This window comes from Micromonospora sp. NPDC047793 (assembly GCF_040642635.1).
GTDB lineage: Bacteria > Actinomycetota > Actinomycetes > Mycobacteriales > Micromonosporaceae > Micromonospora.
In genome coordinates this window covers 110,813-136,211 of sequence record NZ_JBEYSG010000015.1, presented here as the reverse complement: position 1 = coordinate 136,211, position 25,399 = coordinate 110,813, and the positions used below count along the sequence as shown (strand labels likewise).

General features: G+C 73.3%; 23 protein-coding genes. 16 read left to right on the top strand and 7 right to left on the bottom strand.

The window, feature by feature from the left end:
* Position 1 precedes the first annotated feature (1 nt).
* The 13 genes from ABZ738_RS25080 (at position 2) to yidC (ending at position 12,198) form a co-directional block, all read left to right on the top strand.
* Positions 2-481: a phage tail protein gene (locus ABZ738_RS25080; protein ID WP_131054719.1), complete on the top strand. Its 480-nt coding sequence runs from the start codon at positions 2-4 to the stop codon at positions 479-481.
* Between the two features lie 1,207 nt (positions 482-1,688).
* The gene (locus ABZ738_RS25075; RefSeq protein WP_357216943.1) at positions 1,689-2,201 is read left to right on the top strand and encodes a hypothetical protein; all 513 of its coding nucleotides are present in this window, start codon (positions 1,689-1,691) and stop codon (positions 2,199-2,201) included.
* Positions 2,201-2,944: a hypothetical protein gene (locus ABZ738_RS25070; RefSeq protein ID WP_176094424.1), complete on the top strand. Its 744-nt coding sequence runs from the start codon at positions 2,201-2,203 to the stop codon at positions 2,942-2,944. The genes ABZ738_RS25075 and ABZ738_RS25070 overlap by 1 nt, the downstream gene beginning before the upstream one ends.
* Positions 2,941-4,536: a phage baseplate assembly protein V gene (locus ABZ738_RS25065; RefSeq protein ID WP_357216939.1), complete on the top strand. Its 1,596-nt coding sequence runs from the start codon at positions 2,941-2,943 to the stop codon at positions 4,534-4,536. The genes ABZ738_RS25070 and ABZ738_RS25065 overlap by 4 nt, the downstream gene beginning before the upstream one ends.
* Positions 4,536-4,874, top strand: coding sequence for a hypothetical protein (locus ABZ738_RS25060; RefSeq protein WP_357216936.1), 339 nt, complete (start codon positions 4,536-4,538; stop codon positions 4,872-4,874). The genes ABZ738_RS25065 and ABZ738_RS25060 overlap by 1 nt, the downstream gene beginning before the upstream one ends.
* The gene (locus ABZ738_RS25055) at positions 4,871-5,329 is read left to right on the top strand and encodes a GPW/gp25 family protein (protein ID WP_176094426.1); all 459 of its coding nucleotides are present in this window, start codon (positions 4,871-4,873) and stop codon (positions 5,327-5,329) included. The genes ABZ738_RS25060 and ABZ738_RS25055 overlap by 4 nt, the downstream gene beginning before the upstream one ends.
* Positions 5,326-7,914 (top strand): putative baseplate assembly protein, encoded by a 2,589-nt coding sequence (locus ABZ738_RS25050; RefSeq protein WP_357216932.1) that lies wholly within the window; start codon positions 5,326-5,328, stop codon positions 7,912-7,914. The genes ABZ738_RS25055 and ABZ738_RS25050 overlap by 4 nt, the downstream gene beginning before the upstream one ends.
* On the top strand, positions 7,895-8,485 hold the full coding sequence (locus ABZ738_RS25045) for a phage tail protein (RefSeq protein ID WP_131055574.1): 591 nt from the start codon (positions 7,895-7,897) through the stop codon (positions 8,483-8,485). Before ABZ738_RS25050 ends, ABZ738_RS25045 begins: the two co-directional genes overlap by 20 nt.
* Complete coding sequence (locus ABZ738_RS25040) at positions 8,482-9,399, top strand: hypothetical protein (RefSeq protein ID WP_357216929.1); 918 nt, start codon at positions 8,482-8,484, stop codon at positions 9,397-9,399. Before ABZ738_RS25045 ends, ABZ738_RS25040 begins: the two co-directional genes overlap by 4 nt.
* Positions 9,400-9,519: 120 nt before the next feature.
* On the top strand, positions 9,520-9,972 hold the full coding sequence (locus tag ABZ738_RS25035; protein ID WP_357216926.1) for a hypothetical protein: 453 nt from the start codon (positions 9,520-9,522) through the stop codon (positions 9,970-9,972).
* Positions 9,973-9,986: 14 nt separating this feature from the next.
* Positions 9,987-10,757, top strand: a complete 771-nt coding sequence (locus tag ABZ738_RS25030) for a hypothetical protein (RefSeq protein ID WP_176094431.1) — start codon at positions 9,987-9,989, stop codon at positions 10,755-10,757.
* Positions 10,758-10,829: 72 nt separating this feature from the next.
* On the top strand, positions 10,830-11,111 hold the full coding sequence (locus ABZ738_RS25025) for a DUF6412 domain-containing protein (protein ID WP_357216923.1): 282 nt from the start codon (positions 10,830-10,832) through the stop codon (positions 11,109-11,111).
* A 172-nt stretch (positions 11,112-11,283) separates the two neighbouring features.
* Positions 11,284-12,198 (top strand): membrane protein insertase YidC, encoded by a 915-nt coding sequence (yidC, locus tag ABZ738_RS25020; RefSeq protein ID WP_131054787.1) that lies wholly within the window; start codon positions 11,284-11,286, stop codon positions 12,196-12,198.
* A 61-nt stretch (positions 12,199-12,259) separates the two neighbouring features.
* On the opposite strand, the gene ABZ738_RS25015 is transcribed toward yidC, so the two are convergent.
* From ABZ738_RS25015 to ABZ738_RS25000, 4 genes are read right to left on the bottom strand one after another with little or no spacing between them, the layout of a single operon-like run.
* Positions 12,260-14,590: a glycoside hydrolase family 3 N-terminal domain-containing protein gene (locus tag ABZ738_RS25015; protein WP_131054786.1), complete on the bottom strand. Its 2,331-nt coding sequence runs from the start codon at positions 14,588-14,590 to the stop codon at positions 12,260-12,262.
* A 60-nt stretch (positions 14,591-14,650) separates the two neighbouring features.
* Positions 14,651-15,511, bottom strand: coding sequence for a carbohydrate ABC transporter permease (locus ABZ738_RS25010; protein WP_131054785.1), 861 nt, complete (start codon positions 15,509-15,511; stop codon positions 14,651-14,653).
* Position 15,512: 1 nt separating this feature from the next.
* The gene (locus ABZ738_RS25005) at positions 15,513-16,517 is read right to left on the bottom strand and encodes a sugar ABC transporter permease (protein ID WP_131054784.1); all 1,005 of its coding nucleotides are present in this window, start codon (positions 16,515-16,517) and stop codon (positions 15,513-15,515) included.
* Entirely contained in the window at positions 16,514-17,821 is a 1,308-nt protein-coding gene (locus ABZ738_RS25000) for an extracellular solute-binding protein (protein WP_176094434.1), read from the bottom strand. The genes ABZ738_RS25005 and ABZ738_RS25000 overlap by 4 nt, the downstream gene beginning before the upstream one ends.
* 139 nt (positions 17,822-17,960) lie before the next feature.
* On the opposite strand from ABZ738_RS25000, the gene ABZ738_RS24995 reads away from it, so the two are divergent.
* Together ABZ738_RS24995 and ABZ738_RS24990 are read left to right on the top strand one after the other, a co-directional pair.
* The gene (locus ABZ738_RS24995; RefSeq protein WP_131054782.1) at positions 17,961-18,968 is read left to right on the top strand and encodes a LacI family DNA-binding transcriptional regulator; all 1,008 of its coding nucleotides are present in this window, start codon (positions 17,961-17,963) and stop codon (positions 18,966-18,968) included.
* Between the two features lie 150 nt (positions 18,969-19,118).
* Positions 19,119-20,144 (top strand): hypothetical protein, encoded by a 1,026-nt coding sequence (locus ABZ738_RS24990; protein ID WP_357216916.1) that lies wholly within the window; start codon positions 19,119-19,121, stop codon positions 20,142-20,144.
* A 53-nt stretch (positions 20,145-20,197) separates the two neighbouring features.
* On the opposite strand, the gene ABZ738_RS24985 is transcribed toward ABZ738_RS24990, so the two are convergent.
* Genes ABZ738_RS24985 through ABZ738_RS24975 form a run of 3 tightly spaced genes read right to left on the bottom strand, consistent with a single transcriptional unit; the run spans position 20,198 to position 22,608 of the window.
* On the bottom strand, positions 20,198-20,662 hold the full coding sequence (locus ABZ738_RS24985) for a hypothetical protein (protein WP_357216913.1): 465 nt from the start codon (positions 20,660-20,662) through the stop codon (positions 20,198-20,200).
* The gene (locus ABZ738_RS24980; protein ID WP_131056670.1) at positions 20,637-21,269 is read right to left on the bottom strand and encodes a sigma-70 family RNA polymerase sigma factor; all 633 of its coding nucleotides are present in this window, start codon (positions 21,267-21,269) and stop codon (positions 20,637-20,639) included. Before ABZ738_RS24980 ends, ABZ738_RS24985 begins: the two co-directional genes overlap by 26 nt.
* 16 nt (positions 21,270-21,285) lie before the next feature.
* Complete coding sequence (locus ABZ738_RS24975) at positions 21,286-22,608, bottom strand: S8/S53 family peptidase (protein ID WP_357216909.1); 1,323 nt, start codon at positions 22,606-22,608, stop codon at positions 21,286-21,288.
* A gap of 168 nt (positions 22,609-22,776) precedes the next feature.
* Here ABZ738_RS24975 and ABZ738_RS24970 point away from each other — a divergent pair, with 168 nt between their 5' ends.
* Positions 22,777-25,398: a CHAT domain-containing protein gene (locus ABZ738_RS24970; protein ID WP_357216906.1), complete on the top strand. Its 2,622-nt coding sequence runs from the start codon at positions 22,777-22,779 to the stop codon at positions 25,396-25,398.
* Position 25,399: the final 1 nt, after the last annotated feature.

Here is a 25,399-nt window from a genome sequence, read left to right as displayed (position 1 = left end):
CATGCCGACCACGGCCACTCCGCAGCCGGGCGCCCCGGTCGACCCGTACCGGGCGTACAACTTCAAGCTGCTGGTCAACGGGGTCACCAACGGCCACTTCACCGAGGTCAGCGGCCTGGACGTGAACATCCCCGCCCAGCCGTACCGGGAGCAGGGCAACGACCGGATCCGGATGATCCCCGGACAGGTCGAGTACGGCCCGGTCACGCTGCACTTCGGCCTGACCGCGTCCCGGGAGCTGTGGGACTGGGTGCACACGATCGCCCGGGGCACCAGCGACCGCCGCAACGTCTCGGTGGTGCTGCTCGACTCCGTCGGCACGGCCGAGGTGCTGCGCTGGAACCTGCTCAACGCCTGGCCCACCCGATGGCGCGGCGCACACCTCAACACGCTCGGCCAGGAGATCGCCATCGCGGCGCTGACGCTGCGCTACGAGAGCCTGGAACTGGAGACCGGCGGTGCCGCGCCCACGCCCGCGTAGCTGGGTCGCCGGTCGGCTCCGGTCCGCCGCGCGTGCCGTGGACCGGTTCGCCGGTCTGGTCGACACCACCGACGACGAGAGGGACGACGACCTGCGTGGTGGCATCCGCGCCAGCGCGACCGGGGGCCCGCGTGGCGACGCGGTCGGCGACGCGGACCACGGGACTGACGCCGCAGCGCCGTCGGACGTGTGGGAGGCGGTCGCGTACCGGCATCCGGACCGCCCCCCGGAGCACTGGCTGCGGCTGATCGCCGCCCATGCCCCGGGGCTGCTCCGCGACCTCGCGGCCGAGCTGCCGCCTGGTGCTCTGCCGCCTGGTGATCTGCCGCCTGGTGCGGCGGAGGGACCGGTGGACGTGACCGATCCGTGGGCCGGGCGACGGCCGCCCGGCGGCGGCTGGGGCGACGGGGTCTCGTCGGCTCACGTCGCGTCACCGGGGAGGGACAGGTCCTCCCCCGGCCCCTTTGCTCTGCTTCAACCGACGCAACGCCCGGGATACCGCACGACGGCCGTTGCGTGGAGTGAAGCAGAGCAAAGGGGCAGAGCAGGGACAGGTGCCGGCCCCACGACCAGCCCTACGTCCGGCGCGACGACCGGACCGGCGACCGGACCGGCGACCGGCGCGACGACCGGCGCGACGACGGGACCGGCGACCGGTCCGGCGGCGGTACGCCCGGCGTCGAGTGACCACGGCGTACCGGGAGGTCGACGTACGGGAAGCGGAGCCGATACAGGAGCCGGGATGGAGGGTGCGCCGCGGCCGTCCACGGGCGGCACGCCCTCGGTGAGTGGTGTGGGCACGGCGGAAGCAGCCCCAGGCGTCAGCGGGGCACGCGCACCGGGAGCAGCGGCGGGCGTCGGCGGACCCAACACACCGAAGATCAGCGGACCGAACACACCGAAGGCAGGTGAGGGCGTCAGCGGGGTGGCGTCCGGTGGGGAGGGTGTGGGTCCGGCGGTGGGCGACGCGACGATGCCGTGGGCGGGCGGACGCGGGCGTCGCGCGGATCCGCCCCGCGAGGGGACGGACCCGGCGACCAGCGTGACCGGCACCGGTGTGGCGGACGTGTCGGGCCGACCACGGCGGGGCTCGGGTGCCGACCGACAGACCGACGTTCCGGTGGCGTCCGCCGGATCGTCGTCCGGCTCCGGGTCGACGGCGGGGCACTCACGGTCGGTGACGGATCCGCCCGAAGCACCGCGATCGGTGCCGGGCCGGAATCGGGCGGTGCTACGCCTGGTCAGCTCCGACCCGGACATCTCGCCGTCACAGGTATCGGGGCGGGAGTCCGACGGGGAGCGGCGTCCGGCGCGATCACCCGGCAGCGGACGCGACGGGGATCGGCATCCGGCGTGGTCGGGTGGGGACGGGCCCGACGGGACGCGGTACCCGGAGCGGTGGGGAGCGGCGGGTGGGGACGGTCCGTCCGGGAGGGGCGGCGAGGTCGGGTGGCGGCGCGCGGACGGTGCGTACGGGGACGGGCTCTGGCCCGGTGCGGGGCTGCCGGCCGGCACCGGTCAGCGGCCGGCACCGGCGCGCGGGCCCTGGCCGGAACTGGGCCCGGACGGGGCCACCGACGTCCGGAAGGGTGGCGGGCGGGACGGGTCCGACCCGTGGCCCGCCCTGCCCGACGACCGGGCACTCTGGGCGATCCCCGAGCCGGAGGACGCCGCCGCGGCCCACCTGCGTCGACTGGACCGGGAACAGGCGGGCGGCTGATGGAACGGGTCGCCTTCCTCGTCGACGCCACCGGCGAGCGGGTGGACTGCCTGCTCAACCCGGAGACCGTGCAGGTCAGTCGGCTGGCCGGAGTACGCCGACGGGGCAGCACCGGCAGTCAGCTCACCGGCGCCGGGCTCGCCGACGACCCGCTGGTGTTCACCGGTGGTGGGCGTACCGAACTCGTTCTCGACCTGCTCTTCGACACCGACTTCGCGGAGGGCCAGGTCCGACCGACTGACGTGCGTGCGCTGACCCGTCCGCTCTGGATGCTGGCGGAGAACTCCGCGGTCGAGCACGGCTGGGTCCGGCCGCCGCTGGTGCGGCTGGTCTGGGGCAAGACCTGGAACGTGCCGGGGGTGATCGTGGCGGTGGCGGAACGGTTCGACGCGTTCACCGCCACGGGGTCGCCGCGCCGGTCCTGGCTGCGACTCAAGCTGGTGCGGGTCGCCGAGGACACCACCCGGGCCGAGGAGGGTTTCGCCGAGGAACTGGCCGAGGCACAGACGCCGGCCGTCGCGCCGGGCACGGCCCTGGTCGCCGCCGGGGACGGCACCGCCACGGCCGATTCCACCGGCGTACGTTTCGACCTGCTCGCCCACGACGCGCTCGGCTCGCCGCTGCGCTGGCGGCTGCTTGCCGAACACAACCGGATCACCGACCCGCTCGCCGTGCCCGCCGGCACCGCGCTGGCCGTACCGCCGCTGCCGGGCACCGTCGCCGCGACGGGTGACGGGACATGAGCGGCGGCGCGCCCCGGGCGCTGACGGTGCTGCTCGACGGCGGCCCGTTGGCCGGCCGGGGCACCGGACGGGTGCTCTCGGTGCGGGTGGCCGCCCGGCTGAACCGACCGACGCAGTGCGAGGTGGCGTTGACCACCGGGCCGGGCGACGCGCCGCCGGTCGCCACGGCGCGGGTCGGCGCGCGCCTGGAGGTCCGCCTCGACGGGTACCCGGCGGCGCTCTTCGGCGGCGAGGTCACCGCCGTCGAGGTCGAGTACGCCGCCGACGGCGCGGCGATCCTGCGGATCCGGGCGTACGACGCGCTGCACCGGTTGCGCAAGCGGCAGCGGTTGCGGGTGTTCGAGTCGGTGACCGCCGCCGAGCTGGCCGCCGACCTCTGCGCCGACCTGGGACTGCGGGTCGACGCCGAGGTCGACGGGCCACGGCTGGACCGGCTGCCGCACCACCGCCCGAGCGACCTCGACCTGCTGGTGGAGGTGACCGGCCGGGCCGGGCTGCACCTGAGTGTCGACGACGACGTGCTGCGTCTGCTGACGCTCGACGGGTACGGCGCGCCGATCCCGCTCGCGCTCGGCCGCGACGTGCACGGCCTGCGGCTGGCGGTCAACGCGGACGCCGCCGTGGGCGAGAGCGCCGCGCTCGGCTGGCACCCGCAGCGGGCCGAAGCGTTCACCTCGCAGGCCGCCGTGCCCCGGTGCGGGCGGGACACCCCGGTGGACCCGGATCCCGCCGACGTGGGCGCGGACGGCACCCGGACCGCGCTGGACCAGCCGGGCCGCAGCGACGACGAGATCGCCGCGCTGGCTCAGGCCCGGCTGGACGTACGCGCTGCGGCGCTGGTCACCGCCGAGGGCACCGCCGAGGGCGATCCCGCGTTGCGTCCCGGTCGGCGGATCCGGTTGACCGGGGTCGCCGAGTCGATGGCCGGCACGTACGTGCTGACCGAGGTGGTGCACACCGTCGACGCCGACGGGTACCTGAGTCGGTTCTCCACCGTGCCGCCTCCGGCGCCGCCGGCCGGGTCACCCGCTCCGGCGGTGGTCACCCTGGGCACCGTCACCGACGTGGCGGACCCGGACGGGCTGGGGCGGGTGCGGGTGGAACTGCCCGCGTACGGCGGGGCGGACGCGGGTTGGCTGGCGGTGCTCTGCCCGGGTGCCGGCCGGGGCAAGGGACTGGTGGCGCTGCCCGATCCGCAGGACACCGTGCTGGTGGCGCTGCCCGGTGGGGAACCCGCCTCGGGTGTGGTGCTCGGTGCGCTGTTCGGCGCCGTCACGCCGTACGACACCGGGGTGGACGACGGGCGGGCCCGGCGCTGGTCGCTGCGGACCTCGGGCGGGCAGCAGGTGGTGGTCGACGACGTGGCCCGCAGCCTGCGGTTGAGCACCGACACAGGTAGCTGGCTGGAGCTGACCCCGGACCTGGTCACCCTGCACGCCGCCGCCGACCTGGTGCTCTCCGCCCCGGGCCGGGCGATGGTGGTGCGCGCCCGCAGCGTCGACTTCCTGCACGCCGAGGCGAGCGAGGACCCGGGCACCGCCGCCGAGCGGGCCCGCAGCCTGGCCCGCACCCATCACGGAGGAGGTGGCTGATGCGCTGGATCCATCGCGACTCGGTGATCAGGTGTGACCACGACGGCCGGATCCGCAACGAGGAGTCGCAGGAGTGGGTGCGGGTGGTCGGCGTACCGGTGCTGGTGGCCGACGACCCGAAGGGCCGGAAGATCGTCGCCTGCCCGAACTACGGCGCGACGGTCAAGCCGTGTACGAAGACCGAGCCGGTGCGCGTCGGTTACAGCGACTTCGTCCGCGTGGACGGTCACCGGGTGGTGCTGTCGCACCTGGAGGGCTTCACCGACGGCAGCCCGCCGGGCCAGTTCCGGTACCGGGTACGCGATCCCCGGCAGGCGTTCCTGGGGGCCGACCGGTGAGGGCGATCCGGTTCCTCGGCGCGGGTTTCGACGCCGGGCGCGGTGGGGGGCTCGGACTGACCGCGGCCGGCGGGCTGGCCATGACCGACGGCGACGAGACCGTACGCCAGGCGCTGTTCCTGCTGCTGTCCACCACGCCGGGCGAGCGGCTGATGCGCCCCGGGTACGGCTCCCGGCTGCACCGGTTGGTCTTCGCCCCGAACGACGACACCACCGCCGGGCTGGCCATCCACTACGTCCGCGCGGCGGTCACCCGCTGGGAGCCCCGCATCGACGTGCTCGACGTGGACGCCGGTCCGGACCCGGACGACCCGTGGCGGCTGGTGATCCGGCTGGACTACCGGATCCGGGCCAGCCTCACCCCCGGGCAACTGGTCTTCTCCGTGGACCTGCTGCCCACCGACGACGACCCGTCGGGGCCGACCCTCGACCCCGACGCTGAGGAGGGGCGATGACCCTGCCCGTGCCGCACCTGGACGACCGGACCTTCCTCGACCTGGTGACCGAGGCCCGGGAGCGGATCCGGCAGTCCTGCCCCGGCTGGACCGACCTGTCCGCGCACGATCCGGGCATCGCCCTGTTGGAGGCGTTCGCGCACCTCACCGAGGTGATGATCTATCGACTGAACCAGTTGCCGGAGAAGGCGTACGTCTCCTTCCTCAACCTGCTCGGTGTGACCCGGCACGCCCCCTCGGCGGCCTGGGCGGAGGTGCGGTTCACCCGGACCGGCGCCGACGACGAGGCGCTGCGGATCCCGGCCGGTACCCGGGTCGCGGCGGCGCGTGGCGCGGACCCGCGACCGGTCGTCTTCGTCACCTGCGAGCCGGCGCTGCTCGCCGCCGGCCAGCGTGAGGTGACCGTCCGGATGCACCACTGCGAGCCGGTCGAGGCGGAACTGCTCGGCGTCGGCACCGGCGCGCCGGGGCAGGTGCTGCGGGCCGGGCGGGCCCCGCTGGCCCGGACCGCCGAACCGTTGGACCTGCTGCTCGGCGTCGAGGTGCCGACCGGCTCGGTGGAGTTGGGCGCGGCGGCCCGCGAGCACGAGGGGCGGACCTTCGAGATCTGGCGGGCGGTGGACAGCTTCGCCGGCCTCGGAGCGCAGGACAAGGCGTACCTGGTGGACCGCTGCTCGGGCACGGTGACCTTCGCCCCGGCGCTGGACCTGCGCGGGTCGGACTCCGCCGGTGACGACGCCCCGGTCGCGGCCGTACCGCCGGCCGGACGGCAGGTGCGGCTCTGGTACCGCGCCGGTGGCGGCACCGCCGGCAACGTGGCGGCCGGGACGTTGACCAGCCTGCGGGACCCGCTGCCCGGGGTGAAGGTGGTCAACCCGGCACCGGCGGCCGGCGGCCGGGAGATGGAGGCGATGGAGTCGGTGCTGCTGCGCGGCCCGTACGCCTTCTTCGCCCAGCAGCGCGCGGTGACCGCCCGCGACTTCGAGGTGCTGGCCACCGGTTCCGGCGGGGTGAGCCGGGCCCGCGCCTTCACCCGGGCCGCCGTCTACAGCTTCGCCCGACCCGGCGAGGTGGAGGTGGTGCTGGTGCCGTACGTGCCGGACGACGCCCGGCCCGGCGGCCGGCTGCCGGTGGAGGTGCTGCGCGGGCACGAGGTGGAGGAGGCGCGGCTGCGGGTCGAGGCGGACCTGGAACGTCGCCGGTCGCTCGGCACCACCTGCCGGGCGAGCTGGGCGCGGTACAAGGCGGTGTCGATCCGGGCCCGGGTGGTGGTGCGCCGGGAGGAGGACGCGGAGGCGGTCCGGCGGCGCATCCACGACCGGCTGCACCAGACGCTGAGTCCGCTGCCCACCCCGCTGAACCCGGCCGGTTGGGCGTTCGGTGAGCCGCTGCGCGCGTCCAACGTGTACCGGTTGCTGGAGCACGCCGAGCCCGGGGTGCGCTACGTCGAGTCGGTGCGGTTCGTCGTCGACGAGGCCCCCGACCAGCAGGTCCGCACGCTCGCCGCGGACCAGTACCAACCCCGCACCTGGTACGCGGGCAGCGGCCCGGTGCTGTTCCGCTCCACCAACGCCGGTGCCGGATGGGAGCCGGCGGGCCGGTTCGACGGGGAGACCGTGCAGCGGGTGGCGCCCGCACCCGCCCCGGTGCGGCCCGGCATCGTGCCCCGGCCCGGGTCGGTGGCGGTGGCCACGGTCCGGTCCGGCGGCGGATCCCGGGTGCACCTGAGCGCCGACCTGGGCGAGACCTGGTCGCTGCTGGCCGATCTGGACTCGCGGATCAGTGACCTGGCCTGGATCGACCGGGACGGCGCGGGCGCGTTGCTGGTCGCCACCGACACCGGCCTGTACGAGGTGTCGCTGCTGCCCGGTGCGGTGCCGTTGCAGATCCTGGTCGACCCGGCCGACGCCGACCGGGGCTTCTACGCGGTGCGGGCGTTCGTCTCCGAGCGCGGCGTACCCGGGGTGGCGGTGGCCGCGCAGGCCGGATTCGGGGTCTACCTCTCCGGTAACGCGGGCCGACCCGGCAGCTTCTCCCACGTCGGGTTGGCCAACGTGGACAACCGGCTGCTCGCCGTGCAGTACGACGGCCCGGCCACGCTGCTGTGGAGCGGTGCCGGCGAGCCGGACCCGAAGCGGCCCGGGCAGGGGTGCTTCCGGGCCCGGCTGTTCGAGTCCGACGTGAAGTGGCAGGCGATGCAGTCCGGCTGGATTGGCGGCACCTGCCGGGACCTGACCTTCAGCGGCACCCAGGCGCTGGCCGCCACGCAGAGCGGCGGGGTGTTGCGGCTGGACACGGTCGCGGCACAGCCGCAGTGGTCGTCGGTGTCGGTCAACTGCGGGCTGCCGCTGCGCGACCGCACCCGGTTCGTGCCGGTGGACGCGATCGCCGCCACCGCCGGGACGGACCGGCTGGTGCTGGCCGGTGGGGAACGCGGCGTGCACCGCAGCGGCGACGCGGTCGACTGGTCGGCCAGCGCCAACCAGGCCACCGCCGACGTGGTCACCGTCCCGGACACCTGGCTGCTCTGCTCCGGCGAGCACGACATCGAGGTGGTGCGGCAGGATGCGTCGACCGGCCATTGAGCGGCTGCTGCCCGCCGCCTACCAGCGCGCCTGCGTGCCGGGCAGCGTGCTGTGGGCGCTGCTGGACGTGATGGAGGCGCTGCACGCGCCGGACGAGGCGGTGCTGGCCGACGTCGACGCGCTGTTCGCGCCGTACCGGGCACCGGGCGGGATGGTGGCGTACCTGGCCGGGTGGGTGGCGATGGACCATGTGGTCGCCGCGCCCCGGCGGGACGCCCCACTGCCGTTGCCGCTGAGCCGGCTGCGTGACCTGGTCGCGCACGGGGCGGCGCTGGCGACCTGGCGGGGCACCCCGGACGGGCTGCGGACCGCCCTGGAACTGGCCACCGGCGTCACCGGTTTCGTCCTCGACGAGCCGGCCGACCGGCCGTTCCACCTGGTCGTCCGGGTGCCGCCGACCGCCGCCGACCAGCTCGACCTGGTCAGCCGGATCGTCGCGGCGGAGAAGCCGGCCGCCGTGACCGCCGAGATCACCGTCGTGGCGGGCGCACCGGCGGTCGGCCGGGCCAGTGTGCCGTCGCCCTCCCCCGTTCCCACCCCGCCCGATCCCGCTCCGGAGGAGCCGTCATGACCACCGAATGGACCGTCGTCGCCGCAGCCGAGCAGTTCACCCTGGACGTCCGGAACGCCGGGGAGCTGACCTTCACCGTCTCCAACCCGGGGCTCGCGCCGGACACGGTGGTGTTCGACGTGGCGCCCGGCGAGGGTACGCAGCGTTCCTGGTTCACCGTCACCGAACCGCAGCGGGTGGTGCCCGGGCAGGGCTCGGTGTCGTTCCTGGTCCGGCTGGCCGTGCCGGCGGGGACGCCGCCGCGTCGCTACGACATGACCGGCTTCGCGTACTCGGCGAACACCGCGCCGGAGGAGAGTTCCCGCTCCAGTGGCCGGGTCACCTACGAGGTGCGGGCCGTGGCGCCGCCGAAGCGTACGCCCTGGCCGTGGATCGCCGCCGCGGCGGCGCTGGTGCTGGTGGTCTCGGCGGTGGTGGTGTTCCTGGTGGCGCGCGAGGACGATCCGCCGCCGCAGGCCCGGGTGGTGACCGTCGAGGCGGAGACGTTGGTGACCGGTGCCCGGGTCGAGTCGCCGACCGGCTCGGCGGCGGCCGTGGCGGTGCAGCCGAACTGTTGCGAGGTGACCTGGTCGCAGGAGAACCAGCTGTTCTTCCTGGGCCGGGCGATCAACGACCGGGTGACCGTGACGGTGGAGGTGCCGGCCCAGGCCGTCTGGCAGTTCTCCACCGTGCGGACCACGGCTCCCGACTACGCCAACACGGTGTTCCTGATCGACGGCCGGCAGGTCGGTGACCCCTTCATCGGCTTCTCCCCCACGGTGCGGGTCACCGACTGGGTCGACGTGGCCCGGGTGCCGCTGGCGGCGGGCCCGCACCAGATCACCCTGGTGGCGATCGGCAAGACGCAGAGCACCGACCGCTACTTCGCCGGGGTGGACGCGATCCGCTTCACCGAACTCCCCCCCACCCCCTGACCCCCCTGACCCCCCTGACCCCGGTTGATCAAGAGGTTTGCGTCGGCTCAGCACCTCTTCCCGACGCAAACCTCTTGATCAACGCGACGAGACGACGTGCGACGAGAGCGAGGTGCAGTGGTGACGGGACGGCAGAAGGTGTTGTTGGGGGCGCTCGGGGTGCTGCTGGTGGTGTTGTTCGTGGTGGCGGTGGGAGTGGGGGGCGGGGGGCGGGGGGATCCGTCGGCGCGCAGTGGGTTGGTCGACCTGCTGGGGCGGGCCGGCGGGACGTCGGCGGTGGACCCGGCCACCGTCGACGCGGACTGTGCCGAGGCGCCCGGGGTGCTGGCCGTCACCGGCGACTGTGCGCTGCGGGTGGCCGACCCGGGTGGGTTGCGCACGCTGATCCTGCGCAGCCCGGAGGCGTTCACCGTCGAGGCGCCGGCCCCGGGGGACGCCGAGTTCACCGTCGAGGACGACGTCACGCCGGCCGACGACGGCACCGGCGCGGTGGCCCGGATCGCCGTGGACCGGGCCACCACGGTACGGGTGAGCTGCTCCGGCGGCTGTCCGGTCACGATCGCGCGGGACTGAGGCGGGAGGCCGGGATGGGCGCGCTGCGCAAGCCGTTCCTGCTGTTGGCGATGCTGGCGCTGGTGCTGGCGGTGGGCGTCGAGCTGGGTGCCGGGCTGCTGCTGGGCGGCGGCGACGCCGGTGCGGCGCTGACCGACAGCGCCGGTGACCTCGGGGTCGAGGTCGGTGACGTGAGCGGGGTCGGCGAGCCGTCCGGCCGGGGCACCGGCTATCTGGTGCTCGTCGACGCGGCGGCGCTCTGGACCACCGGGCTGTTCTGTCTGGGGTTGGTGCTGCCCGAACGGATCCACGGTCGGGTGCAGGGCGTCGCCACCCTGATCTTCTCGATCGTCCTGGTCATCGTGGCGTTCGTGGCGCTGATCGTCGCCTTCGTCGAGCTGATGGTCATGGTGTCGTTGTTCCTGGCTCCGCCGTTCGGCACGCTGGCGTACCTGGCGTTGTGGGGATTCTTCCCGGTCGGCGACGCGGCCGTGCTGCTCGGCCTGGTGCTGCTGCTCAAGCTCGCCTGGGCCGGTCTGCTGGTGCTGGCCCAGCCGAAGTTCCTCCAGAACAAGGGCCTGGTGCTGCTGATCCTGACCAGCCTGCTCTGCACGGTGCTGCTGGAGTTCCTGCACAATCTGGTGCCGGTGATCCTGGTGAGCATCCTGGACGACCTGGGCGCGCTGCTCTTCGCGATCATCGGGATCGTCTGGGCGCTGGTGCTGCTGATCGGCGCGATCCCGGCGATCGTGAAGGCGCTACGGGCCACCGCCGCCCTGCGCGCCGAGCCCGATCCCGACCGCTAGGTGTTCTGCTTTCCGAGGGCGGCCGATTCTGATGACGCAGACCTGGGTGCGCGGGGCGGATATGGTGGTGCCGTGATCGGGCTCGGCATGATCTGGTACCTCGTCGGCGTACTCGCCGACGTGGGTGCTTCCAGCATGCTGTCCGGCACGGCCGCGGCGACCGGTGTGCTGCTCGCCGCCGTGCTCGCCGCCGCGAACCTGGTCCATCGGGTGGTCACCGTCCCCGACCTGCGGATCACCCGACGGTTGCTCCGGGAACGGGCCGGGCGCACGGGCGTGCCCCGGCACCGCGATCCGGACGCCGCCGGCCGGGCCCGCCCCCGGGCACCGACCGCGACCCTCGCGGTCGTCTGAGCGCTCACCGTCGCTCGCTCCACCTGCCGCTCCTCGCCGACCGCTGCTGACTCGTTCCGCCCGTCACCAGTCGTCGTCGTGTTCCGAGGGGTACCCGCATGTCCGATTCATCCGTTTTCCGTTCACCGTACGCTGCCGGAGCCCTCCGGTGAGCGCCCTGTTCAGCCCGATGATGGCCGTCGTCTACGGTGCCATCTCGGGCATCCTGCTCTTCTGGCACGGCGCCTGGCAGATGCTCTTCGGCGACGCCGCCGCGCTCGGCACCGACTGGGCCTGGGTGCTGGGCATCGTCTTCCTGGTGCTGACCGTCCGGGGTGTGCTGTTCCCGGTCTACGTCCGGCAGATCAAGTCGCAGCGCGCGATGCAGGCGCTCCAGCCGCGCGTCAAGGAGATCCAGGAGAGGCACAAGGACGACCGCGAGACCATGCAGAAGGAGCTGCTGGAGCTCTATCGCACGGAGAAGGCCAACCCGCTGACGGCCTTCCTCCCGATGCTGGTGCAGATCCCGGTCTTCCTGGGCCTGTTCCACGTGCTGCGTCATCTCAAGCCGACCATGCCGGAGCACATGAAGACGCTGTACGGCTGGACGGTAACCCAGTTCGACAGCGCCTCGTCGGCGACGTTGTTCGGCGCGCCGATCGCGGCCAGCCTCCGGTCCGGTGCGCAGGAGCTGTCGCTGCTCGGCGCGGACGGCACGACCGTCCGGATCGTCGCCGCGATCCTGATCGTCACGATGATCGCCACGACCTATCTGAGCAGCCGGCAGATGATCCTGCGGACCGGCTGGGCCGAGGACCCGCAGCAGCGGATGGTGCAGCGGCTGATGCTCTACGGCATCCCGTTCTCGCTGCTCGTCTCGGGTCTGATCTTCCCGATCGGAGTGATCATCTACTGGGTGACCACGAACCTGTTCTCCCTCGCCCAGCAGACCTGGGTCCTCCGGAAGTACCCGCCGCCGACCAGCGGCACGCCGAAGGCGGGAGCCACGGCCACCCCGGCCCGCGCCACACCCCCGGCCCGGTCGCTCGCACCCCGGCCGGGCGCGAAGCCGACCACCGCCCGCCGGGGCGCGACACGCGGCCGATAGACGCCGAGATCCCGGTACGCCCCCTTGCCGGGCGGCGTACCGGGATCACCGGTGACAGACGTCAGCGCACGTCGGTGGTGGTCCAGCGCGGCGACGCGTTGGTCACCACGGCGGTGTCACCGACGAGCGTGGTACGCCCCTCGGCGTCCCGGCGCACACTGCTGCCCACCCAGAGGTCGACGTCGCCGGGCTCCACCACGCGGGTGAGGCTGCGGTCGGAGAAGGCCAGGCGGGTGGTGGGCACCGTCAACTCGACCGTGACCGACTGGCCCGGCTCCAGGTGCACCCGGCGGTAGCCGAGCAACTGGGCCACCGGCCGCGTCACCGAGCCGACCAGGTCACGACCGTAGAGCTGGACCACCTCGTCGCCGGCCACCGCACCGGTGTTGGTGAGCCGGACGGTCACCGGCAGCGCCCCGTCGGTCGGCACGGTGGCGGGGACGGTCAGGTCGGCGTACTCGAAGGTGGTGTAGGACAGGCCGTGACCGAACGAGGCCACCGGGGTCGCCGGCAGGTTGGTCACCTCGCTGCCCTCGCCGAGGGTGGGGTGCAGGTACGAGAACGGCTGCGCCCCGGCCGATCCGGGCAGGCTGACCGGCAGCCGCCCCGACGGGTTGACCCGGCCGGAGAGCACCCCGACGATCGCGCCCGCCCCCTCCTCACCGGGGAAGAACGCCTGCACCACGGCCGCGCAGCGGTCCATCGCCCAGCCGAGCACGTACGGCCGACCGGTGAGCAGCACCAGCACCACCGGCGTACCGGTCGCCAGCACCGCCTCGGCCAGCTCCCGCTGGACACCCGGCAGCTCCAGGTCCTCCCGGTCGCACCCCTCGCCGACGGTGCCACGCCCGAACAGTCCCGCGTGGTCGCCGACCACCAGGACCGCCACGTCCGCCGCGGCGGCGGTGGCCACCGCCTCGTCGAAGCCGGACCGGTCCTCGGAGTCCACGTCGCAGCCCCGCGCCCAGCTCACCAGGTCGGTGCCGAACTCGGCCCGGGCCGCCGCGAGGACAGTCGGCACCTCGATGCCCGTCTCCACGTCGGGGTGCTGGACCAGCACGTGGTTGAGGAAGGAATAGCAGCCGAACAGCGCACCCTCCCGGTCCGCGTTCGGCCCGACCACCGCCACCCGCCGCCCGGCCGGCAGCGGGAGTACGCCCTGGTTGGCGACGAGGACGACGGACTTCTCGGCGAGCCGGCGGGCGATGGACCGGTGCTCCGGCGAGTCGAGGTCGACCGGCTGCGGCTCGTCGTCGAAGGTGGCGTCGAGCAGCCCGAGCGCCTCCTTCTGGCGCAGGACCCGCAGCACCGCCCGGTCCACGACCGCCTCGTCGAGCCGGCCCGACCGCACCGACTCGGCCACCGTCAGGTAGGCGTCGCCGGTCGGCAGTTCGATGTCGACGCCGGCGGTCAGCGCCTGCACCGCCGCGTCGGCGTTGTCGGCCGCGACGTGGTGCAGCAGGTTCAGGAAGGCCACGCCGAAGTAGTCGGCGACCACCGTCCCGTCGAAGCCCCACCGGTCCCGCAGGATCCCGGTCAGCATGGTCGGGTCGGCCGCCACCGGTACGCCGTCGATCTCCGCGTACGAGTGCATGACCGACCGCGCGTCGCCGTCCAGGATCGCCATCTCGAACGGCGGCAGCAGCACGTCGGCGAGCTCCCGGGGACCGGCGTGCACCGGGGCGAAGTTGCGCCCGGCGCGGGAGGCCGAGTAGCCGGCGAAGTGCTTGAGCGTGGCCAGCACCCCCTGCGCCTGGAGTCCCCGCACGTACGACGTGCCGATCGTGCCGACGAGGTAGGGGTCCTCGGCGATGCACTCGTCGACCCGCCCCCAGCGGGGGTCACGGATCACGTCGAGCACCGGGGAGAGCCCCTGGTGGATGCCGAGCGCCCGCATGGACGCCCCGATCGCCTCGGCCATCTCGGTGACGAGTTCCGGATCGCAGGCGGCGCCCCACGCCAGCGGGGTGGGGTAGGTCGCCGCCTTCCACGCGGAGAGCCCGGTGAGGCACTCCTCGTGGACGATCGCCGGGATGCCGAGCCGGGTGCCGGTCACCAGGTCGGACTGGAACTTCCACAACCAGGACGCGCGGGCCTCGGCGTCGACCGGCCGGGTGCCGTACGCCCGGGTGAGGTGCCCGAGCCCGTGCCGGGAGAAGGTCTCCAGCTTGCCGACGTCGGCGAACTCGCCCTGCAAGGGCGCGACCGTCTCGCCGTCCTCCTTCTCCCAGAAGCCGACGAGCTGGGCGACCTTCTCCTCGATGGTCATCCGCCCGAGCAGCTCACGGACCCGTGCCTCGCCGTCCGGCCGGTCGGACCGGTCGTGCCGGTCGTGGCCCGGACCCGGTTGTGCCGGGACCGGTGCGCCGACCACGCCGTGGACCTCAGTCATGCTGTGCTTTCCCCTTTGTGTTGTGCTGGCGTCGCGTCGGCTCTCGTCCGGCCGCGCCGCTCAGCCCTTGACCGCGCCCTGCAGGCCACCGACGATCTGCTTTTCGGCGAACGTGAAGAAAAGTAGTGCCGGCAGCATTGCCAGCGAGGTGAAGGCGAGGATTCCGGCCGTGTCCGAGGTGTACTGGCTGGAGAAGTTCTGCACGCCCAACGGCAGGGTGTGCAGGCTGGCGTCACCGAGGACGAGCAGCGGCAGGAGGAAGGCGTTCCAGCTCGCCACGAACGCGAGGATCCCGACGGTGACGAGGGCGGGCCGCGACAGCGGGAGCATGATGCGCCAGAGGAACCCGAGCCGGCCGGTGCCGTCGATCGCGGCGGCGTCCTCCAGTTCGCGCGGGATCGCGGAGAGGAAGGGCCGCAGGATCACGATCGTCAACGGTAGCGCGAAGGCGATCTGCGGCAGCATCACCGCGAAGTAGGAGTTGATCAGGTTCATGTCCCGCAGCATGAGGTAGAGCGGCAGGATCGCCGCGCCGGCCGGGAAGAGCAGGCCGAGCGTGAAGAAGGTGTAGAGCACCTCACGGCCACGGAAGGTGTAGCGGGCCAGCACGAACGCGGCGCAGACCCCGAGCAGGACGACGCCGAGCGTGGTGCCCAGCGCGATCACGGCGCTGTTGAACGCCTGCGTCCAGAAGCCGCTCTGGGTCAGCACCCGGGCGTAGTTGTCGAAGACCCACGGGTCGGGCAGACCGGCCGGGTTCGCGACGATCTGCGGGGTGGTGCGGAAGCCTCCGATGATGACGTACAGCACCGGGACGATCGACACCGCCGCGACCGCGAGGGCCAGCCCGTAGGTGAGGGGATTGCCCCACGACACCGGGCGACGCCGGCGGGACGGGGACAGGGTGGCGTTGGCGGTCACGTCAGTTCGCCCTTCCGGTCGTGGCACCCTGGATGTCACGGCGCAGCAGGAACCGCTGGAACAGCAGTGCCGCGACGAACGAGATGACGAAGAGGATCACCGCCACCGCGTTGCCGTACCCCCACAGCCGGGCGAAGAACCCGTTGTCCACCATGTAGGTGGCCATGGTGGCGGAGGCCCCGAGCGAGCGGACGGCGGGCACCGAGGTCACCCAGATCACGTCGAAGACCTGCAACGAGCCGATCATCGACAGGAACATCCAGATCCGGATGGTGGGGCCGAGCAGCGGCAGGGTGACGTGCCGTTGGATCTGCCACCAGCTCGCGCCGTCGATGGCGGCGGCCTCGTTCAACTCCTGCGGCACGTTGGACAGGCCGGCGAGCAGCAGGATGATGGCGAAGCCGACGTACTTCCAGGTAAGCACGAACAGCAGCGTCCAGATGACGATGTCCAGGTCGGCCAGCCATGCCTGCACCAGGCCGCCCAGCCCGATCGACTGGAGCAGCGCGTCCAGGCTGCCGTTCGGGGTCAGGATCAGCTTCCACATGATGCCGACCGTGACCTCGGCCAGCACGTACGGCACGAAGGCCAGCAGGCGGAACAGGGTGCGGCCCCGGAAGTGCCGGTTGAGCAGCAGGGCCACGCCGAGGGCGACCGGGCCCTGCAACAGCAGCGAGCCGAAGACGATGATGGCGTTGTTGCGCAACGCGTCGAGGAAGATCGGGTCCTGGAACGCCATGACGTAGTTGTCGAACCCGATGTACTCGGTGGGCGGTCCGACTCCACGCCAGCGGAAGAGGCTGTAGTAGAGCGCGAAGCCCATCGGTACGAGGACGAACGTCACGTAGACGACGATCGCCGGGGTGGTGAGACCGATGATCTCGTACCACTTGCGTCGGGTCTCGGCGGCCCGGTCCTTCGAGGGGCGCCGGACGGGCCGGAGCCCCGCCGGCGGCGCGGAGGCACCGCCGGCAGGGTCCAGTGTGGTGGGGTTGGTGGCGGTCACTTGCGCGCGGCCGCCTTCATCGCCTCGACGACCTGCTCGGGAGTCCCGTTGCCGGCGAAGATGGCGACGATCGCGTCGTTCATCGCGTTACCGACGGTGCTGCCGAACGCGGTGTCCAGCCAGAGCTGCACGTAGGTCGCACCGGTGGTCGCCTCCAGGATGGAGCGCAGGGCCGGGTCCTGGACGCCGTCCTCGGCACCCTTGGCGACGGGCAGGCCGGTGCCGGTCTGCGCGTAGCCCTTCTGCACCTCGGGGCTGACGATGTACTTGAGGAACTCGACGCACTCGCCCGGGGCGTTCTTGGCGCAGGCGAAACCGTCGCCACCGCCGAGCGCCGCCTTCGGGTCACCGGCGGAGCCGGAGATCGCCGGCACCGGGAACCAACCGATGAACTTGTCGAGCGCCTCCTTGTCGTTGGTCACCGTCTCCAGCGAGCCCTTGTTCCAGTCGCCCATCAGCTCCATGGCGGCCTTGCCGTTGGCGAGCAGACCGTTGGCGCTGGTCGGGTCGTTCTGACCCGGGGTGGCGATGAAGTTGTCCTGGAACGGCTTGGTGTCGATGAAGGCCTTGAGGTCCTGGCCGGCCTTCACGAAGCACGGGTCGTCGAAGACCGTCTCGGCGCTGGCCTTCTTCAGCGTGTCCACCGAGCAGGCGCGCAGGGCGAAGTTGTACCACCAGTGCGCGGCGGGCCACTTGTCACCGGCGCCCAGCGCGATCGGGATCACGTTGATCGCCTTGAGCTTGGTGACCGCGTCGTTGAGCTCCTCGAACGTGGTCGGCGGGGCGGCGATGCCGGCCCGCTCGAACATGTCCTTGTTGTACCAGACGCCCTCGATGCCCATCCGGTACGGCAGACCGTACTGCTTGCCGTCCACCTGCCAGATCTCGGCGGCGCTACCGATGTTGTCGACCTCGGACTTCGCCTGCTCGGTGATGTCCTTGAGGTAGTCGGCCTCGACCTGCTCGCGGATCTCGCCGCCGCCCCACGCCTGGAAGATGTCCGGCGGGTCGTTGCTCAGCAGCGCGGCGGGCAGCCGGGTGCGTTGGAGCTGGTTGGTCTCGATCCCCTCGATCTCGATCGTGACCGTGGGGTGGAGCGCGGTGAAGTCGGCGGCGACCTTCTCCCAGTAGGTCTTGCCGGGCCCGTCCTGGGAGGCGTTGTGCCACCAGGTCAGGGTCACCGGGTTCTTGAACAGCTCACTCTCCGGAGCTTCGGACTCACCCCCGCCGCCACATCCGGCGGCAAGCAGTGCGGTGGTGATGGACAGCGCTATGGCGGTGGTTACGCGGCGCTTCAAAGCCATCGGTATCTCCTCGACGTATCAGTCGCGGTGCTCGGCCTGCCGGCGAGTTTTACAGCCGTGTAACTCAGTGTCAATCGGTGTCGATAACGTTTTCGACTCGCCGTCGGCAGCGCTCGTCGAGCCCTCTATCATCGTCGGCGTGGCGTTCCCGCAGCGTGTCAACATGTCGGACGTGGCCCGAGCGGCCGGCGTCTCGGTCGCGACTGTATCCAAGGTGGTGAATGGCCGGTACGGCGTGGCGCAGGCGACCGTGGAGCGGGTTCAGCAGGTCATCCACCAACTCGGCTACGAGGCCAGCCTCGGCGCGCAGAGCCTGCGCAGCCACCGTACGAACGTGCTGGGGATTCTGGTGGCCGAGTTCGAACCGTTCTCCACCGAGTTGCTCAAGGGCGCCTCGTCGGAGGTCACCGGCACCGGTTACCAGTTGCTGGCGTACTCCAGCGGCGACGTGGCCGGTGCCGCCGTCGGCTGGGAACGACGCTCCCTGGCCCGGCTCTCCGGGACGCTCATCGACGGCGCCGTGATCGTCACCCCCACGGTGGTGGAGACCAAGCAGGGCTTCCACGTGGTGGCCGTCGACCCGCACACCGGGCCGTCCGGGCTGCCCACCGTCGACTCCGACAACTTCGCCGGTGCCGTGCTCGCCACCAACTACCTGCTCTCGCTCGGCCACCGCCGCATCGGGCACATCTCCGGCCGCGCCGACCTGGAGTCGTCCCGCCTGCGCGAGGCGGGCTTCCGGCAGGCCATGGCCGACGCGGGCGTGACCGTGGACGAACGGCTCGTCCGCGTCGGTGGGTTCCGGATCGAGAGCGCCGCCGGCACCGCCGCCGAACTGCTCGCCCTCCCCGACCGGCCGACCGCCGTCTTCGCCGGCAACGACCTCTCCGCCATCTCGACCATCGACGTGGCGCAGAGCATGGGCCTGTCGGTGCCCGACGACGTCTCCGTGATCGGCTTCGACAACGTCCCGGAGTCGGCGCTGACCAACCCGCCCCTGACCACCATCATGCAACCGATCCAGCGGATGGGCGCCGAGGCGCTGCGGCTGCTCGTCGACCTGATCGCCGGTGTGGAGCGCGACTCCCACATCCGGCTCCCCACCGAACTCGTGGTCCGCGCCTCCTGCCGCCCGTTCCCCGCCTGACGCCGCCCGGCGGGGCATTCGCCCGTCCTCGCACCATCTGACGACAGGTATCACCGGCCCGGTTACCGGCTCCTGAAGAACGTCATCGCGCCGAAACGGTACGGACACCCACCGTGACCGGCGCACGCTCCTTCGATAGGAGAACCTGTCATGAGCAGTGCAGGAAGACGGGTCCGCCGCGCCGCGGTGGTCGGGCTCACCGCCGCGATGCTGACCGGTCTGCTGGCCGTCACCGCCGCCGCCGCGGTGCCGGTCGAGGCGGTCCCGGCCGCCGCCGCAGCCGCCCGGACCGACGTCTACATCAAGGACACCACCGCCGACGTCGGAGTCGAGCCGCACGCGCTGAACCCGCTCTGGGCCAGCCCCGACATCAAGGTCTGCCCCACCGCGATCGAGTGCGCCGTCAGCCAGAACCCGATCGTCGGCGTCACCAACTACCTCTTCATCAAGCTGCGCAACCCCGGCCCGTACGGCTCGGGCGCCAGCAACGGCGTGCTTCGCGTCTATCGGACCACGCCGGGCGGCGGCGCGGTCTGGCCGACCCACTGGACCCAGATCGGCGCGGCCAACGTGGTCTCCTTCGCCGGGGTCACCACGGTCACCATCCCCTGGACCGGAGTCCCCGGGCCGGGGCACTTCTGCCTGCTCGCCCGCTGGGTGTCCGCGACCGACCCGATGACCTTCGAGGGCCCGGACATCAGCACGAACACCCGGCACAACAACAACATCGCGTGGCGCAACGTCGACTCGGTCCAGCTCGCCGTGGGCGGATCGCCGGCCGTCCGGCCGTTCGCCATCGGCAACTCGCTGACCGTACCGTCCAGGAACGAGGTCGTCTTCGCGGCGGCCGAGCCGCTCCAGGCGATCGGCGGTCGGGTCGTCGTCGATCTCGGCCCGGACCTCTTCGAGCGCTGGCGGGCCGGGGGCGCGGTCGGCACGGGTGTCCGCGCCGTCGGCCGGACGCAGGTGGAGATCGTCGAGCCCACCAGGGCCAGCCTGGGCAACCTGGCGCTGAACCCCGGTGAGCGCGCGGAGTTCTCGCTGCTCTTCTCGGCCACGGCCGACAGCCAGCGGGAGATCTCCTTCACCGTCACCCAGTTCGGCCCGGACAGCAGCGGCGCCCGGTCGACCGACCTCGGTGGTGTGCAGTATCTGATCAGCACTGTCAAGCGGTAGCTCGCACCGCAGCGAGGGTCGTGGGTCGGAGGGGGCTCACGACCCTCGTGGCGTCAGCGCAGGCAGACCCAGTCGGTCGCCACCACGTGGTCGCCGGTGTACGCACGCAGCTGCACCGGCCCGGTCGGCGGCACCCCGAGCGAGAAGAGACCCACCGCGTCGACCGTCGCCTCGTCGTAGACTCCGCCCACGGTCCGGGCGCTGACCCGACCACGACCGGCCGGCGAGACCTGACCGACGATGCCGGCGTCGCTGACCTCGATCTCCAGCACGATCCCGTCGCCCCGGAAGCACAGGCTGCGCGCCGAACCGGAGGAGCGGGTGAGCCCGGCCGACTCCGGCTCGAGCACCGAGTCGAAGGTCAGCTCGGCCAGGGTCACCTCGGCGTCCGTCCGCCGCCGGGCGAACGCCGCCCGCGCCGCCGTCAGATGCTCCTCGGGCACTCCCTCGGAGTCCCAGAGCGCGGCGACCAGTTCCGCCGCCAACCTGCCGTCATCGACCGGCGGCCACGGCTCCATCGCGGTCACCCCCCTGCCGTCCGGTGTCCGGCCGCAGTCCCAGGTACGGGGCCAGCACCGCGCAGTCGCGCAGTCGCCGCAGGCAGCGGGCCTGGGTCGGTCCGATGCTGCCGACCGGTACGCCCAACCGCTCGGAGACCTGCCGGTAGCTCGGCGGCGGCTCGGCCATCAGCAGCGAGAGCAGTTCCTGGCACCGGGAGGGCAGTTGGGCGAAACCCTCCCGCAGCGCCTGCCGCCGTTCCGCCCGTAACAGGTCCTCCTCCGGCGGCGCGACGTCGGCCCACGTCCCGTGGTAGGCGTCGAGCGAACCGTCGGAGGGGTCGACGGGTTGGGTCCGCCGGACGAGACGCGACATCCGGTAGCACTCCCGTCGGGTCGTGACGGCCAACCAGGCCGCCAGCGCCTGCGGCTCGCGTACCTGCTCCAGGTGCTCCACCAGGCGCAGCCACACGGTCTGGTTGACATCGGCCGCGTCGGCGCCGCTCAGGTCGTGCGACCGGATCACCGAGTACACCAGCGGGGTGTACCGGCGCACCAGCTCGGTCCAGGCCGACTCGTCCCCGTCTGCCGCGGCGGACACCAGGGCCCGCACGCTCCGATCGGTCACCACGCCGCCCTGCCGCTCATCCGACGAGCACGCCGTAGTCGGGGTGCCAACGCGGCGCCGCGAGCAGGGCCAGCCGGGCGGCGTCGGCGCTCAGTCCCGCCCCGGTCATCAGGGCGGCGAGTCGACCCGAGACATGTGCCGTGGCGAACGACGTACCGGCCCAGGTGGCGTACCTGTGGAACAGCCGGGTCGGTCGTCCGGGCAGCGGCAGCCGCCCCTCGACGTACGTGCTGTCCCGCCGGCCGAGGGCGCAGGCGTCGACCCACGCCCCCCGGCCGCTGTAGTCCGCCGGGACGACCACACCCGCGGTGTCCGTCTCGACGGCCCCGACCGCCAGGACCCGGTCCAGCGCGGCCGGCCACACCGGACGGGCGACACCGGCGTTGCCCGCCGCCGCCACCACCGCCGTCGTCGGGGGCATCGCGGCCACCGCGTTGGCCAGCGGCAGCGAGGGTTGGTCGTCGAGGGTGAAGCCGCCCAGCGAGAGGTTCACCACCGACACCTCGCCCGAGAGCCGGCTCAGGGCGGCCACCAGCATCGACTCGTCCCCGACTCCGGTGGGCGCCAGCGCCGCCTCGGGATCGAGGCGTACGCCCGGTGCGGCCTGCCGCACCACCCCGGCGACGAACGTGCCGTGCCCGCCCTGCGGGGCGAGCACGTCGGTGTGCACGTAGAGCGGGTCCTCGTCGTCGACCTCCGGGAGGTACGCGCCGCCCAGCCACTGCGGGTGCCGGTTGCCGGCCTGCCGGCAGATGCCGGTGTCGCAGATGCCGACCGTCACCCCCGCCCCCTCGGCCTGCCTCCCCGGATCCGGCGGTGGCAGTGCGGCGAGAGCGCGGGGCGGCCCGCCCGGATTACCCATGATGTTGCCGAGGCCGAGCAGCACGTGGTGCGGTTGGACCAGCGGCACCGGCGCTCCGGGCCACTGTCGGGGGTCGCGCAGCTTCGTCACGAGCGCGGGGATGTCGGCCTCCGCGGCGAAGACCAGCCGGGCGACACCGCCGAAGCCGACGCCGAACGTCACCGGGTTGCCGCTGGCCCTGAGCCAGGCGGCGACGCGCTGGGCGTCGGCCGGGGCGGTGAGCACCTGCCGGGGTCGGTACAGCACCTCCCGGCCGGGTGCGGCGTGGCGCCGCACGGTGCGGTCGGCGTCGAGCATCGCGGTGAACGCGAGCTGGTAGGCCTTGTCGTCGGCGACGGTGTCGTCGCCGAGGGCCGGCGCCGGCCGTACGGTGGACGCCAGTGGCACCGCCACCGTGGCCAGTGCGGACACCGCCAGGAGGCGCCGTCGGGAGAGCCGGGTGGTGACGGGTGGCGCGGTGGGACGGTCGGGCAGCACGGGTCCTCCCCAGGCGACTCGGGAGGCGGCACGTCACTGGTGGTCCGGTGCGGCGGGTTCCCGGTCTCCGGTCAATTCTTCCAAGCGATCGGCGCATGTCAATGCCAAAGACATACTCACCGTCACACGTCGACCACTCGGGGAGATATCGACGATACTCAGCGGGTGGTGACCTCTCTGCCCGTGCCGGACCGCACCGCTGACGGCGCCGGGACCGCTCAGGCGGCACTCGACACCGTCCAGCGCTCCCCCAGCCAGGCGATCACCATCGCCGAGCGGGTGCTCGCCGCCCGGTCCGACGCCGACGAGCGCTCGACCGCCGACCGCGCCATCGGTCTGGCACTGCGCGAACTCAACGACCTCTCCGGCGCCCGGCGCCACCTCCGTCGGGCCGTGCGGACCGCCGGCACGGCCCGGACCCGGGCGCTGGCCCGGATGAGCCTCGGGTACGTCCTGGCCAGCTCGGGGCACACCGCGGCGGCGCTGCGGGCGGTGACCGCCGCGCTGCCGGAACTGACCGGGGCCGACGCCGGTCGGGGCCGGATGCAGCGGGGCGTGGTGCTGCACTACCGCGGCCGGTACGACGAGGCGGTGCGGGACTACGGCCTCGCCATCGACATCGCCCAGCGCGAGGGCGACCTCCTGCTGGAGGCCCGGGCCCGCAACAACCGGGGCCTGCTCAACGCCCACCGGGGCACCACCGGCGGCGCCGACGACCTGTCCCGGGCGGCAGCCGTCTTCGAGGGGCTCGGCCTGGACCTCGCGGCGGCCGACGCCCGGTGGAACAGCGGGATCGCGGCCGGTCGACGGGGCGACATCGCGGCGGCGCTGCGCTGTTTCGCCGCCGTCGGCGAGGAGTACCGGCGTCTCGGCGTCCCCCGGCCCGCGCTGCTGCTGGACCGCTTCGAGTTGCTGCTGTCGGTGCCCCTGGTGGACGAGGCGGTGGAGATCGCCGCCGTCGCGATCCGGGAGTTGCGCCGCCGTGGCATGGCCTCCGACCTGGCCGAGGCGCTGCTGGCGCAGGCGCGGGCCGCCCTGCTCGCCGGGGACCTGGCCACCGCCACCGAGGCCGCCGCCGCCGCCCGGACCCGGTTCCGACGGCAGGGCCGCCGCACCTGGGCCGCGTTCGCCCGGCACGTCGAACTGCGTGCCGAGGCCCGCCGGGGGACCCGGACCACGGCCCTGCTCACGGCGATGACGCGGACCGCCGACCAGCTCGACGGCACGGGCTGGTCCGATCCCGCGCTGAGTACCCGCATCGACGCCGGCCTGCTGGCCACCGCGACGGGTCGCCCCGACCGCGCCCGGGCCCTGTTCACCGTCGCCGCCCGCGCGCGGGCCCGGGGCACCGCCCCGCGACGTGCCCAGGGCTGGTACGCCCTCGCCCTGTCCCGGCGGCTGGGCGGTGACGAGGCGGGTGCGGCCCGCGCGCTCCGTCGCGGGCTGGGTGTGCTCGACCGGCACCGGACGTCGCTCGGCGCCACCGAACTGCGGGCCAGCAGCGGGGCGTACGGGCAGGAACTGGCGGCCGAGGGTCTGGACATCGCGATCCGGGCCGGGGCGCCGGCGCAGGTCCTCGCGTGGGCCGAACGGTGGCGGGCCAACGCGCTGCGGATGCGGCCGGCGCTGCCACCCGACGATCCGGACCTGGTCGCGGCGCTCGCCGAACTCCGGCTCGTCAGCGGCCTCCTGGAGGACGCGGTCCTGGCCGGACGTCCGGTACGCGCCCTGCGCGGCCGGCAGACCCGACTCGAACAGCGGATCCGGGACCTCGCCCGGCGGGTACCCGGCGGAGTCGGGGTGACCGCCCCGCCCGGTGTCCGTCGGCTGGCCGACCGGCTCGGCACCCGGGTACTCGTCGAACTCGTGGCGCACGGCGACCGGCTCGGGGCGGTGCTGGTCCGCGACGGCCGGGCCAGCCTGCACGACCTCGGCTCGCTCGCCGAGGCGGCGAGACTGGCCCGATGGCACCGGTTCGGGCTGCGGCGACTGATCGTCGGCGGCGATCCCTCCGCCGCACGGGCCGGCGCCGCACACGCGGCGGCGGCACTCGACAGCCAACTCTTCGACCCGTTGCGGCGACACCTCGCCGACCGGCCCCTGGTGATCGTCCCGGTCGGGGTCCTGCACTCGGTGGGATGGGCCGGGTTGCCCACCTGCGCCGGCCGGGCCGTCACGGTCGCCCCCTCGGCGACGGTCTGGCTCGAGGCGGACCGGCGTACCACCTGGGCGGGTCCGCCCGTGCTGGCCAGCGGTCCGCGCCTGGCAGCCGGGCGGGCCGAGGTGCGACGGCTCGCCGAGGTGCTGCCGGGAGCCCGGTCGCTCGTCGGGCCGGACGCCACCGCCGGTGCGCTGACCGCCGCGCTGGACGGTGCCGGCATGGTGCACATCGCGGCGCACGGCACCTTCCGCGCCGACAATCCCCAGTTCTCCACTCTGGAGCTGGCCGACGGGCCGCTGTTCGCCTACGAGTGGGAGCGCGTCGCCCGGCCACCCGGCTGCGTGGTGCTCTCCGCCTGCGAATCGGGGCTGACCGACGTGCGTCCCGGCGACGAGATCATGGGTTTCGCCGCGGTGCTGCTGGCGCTGGGCACCCGATGCCTGGTCGCCACCGTCCTGCCGGTGCCCGCCGAACCCACCACCGCGCTCATGGTGGACCTGCACCGGCGGATGTGGGCGGGCGCCCGCCCGGCGTCGGCTCTCGCCGACGCCCAGCAGGCGTTCGTCGCCTCCGGCGACAGCGCCGCCCGCGCCACCGCAGCCGCGTTCGTCTGCCTGGGCGCCGGATGAC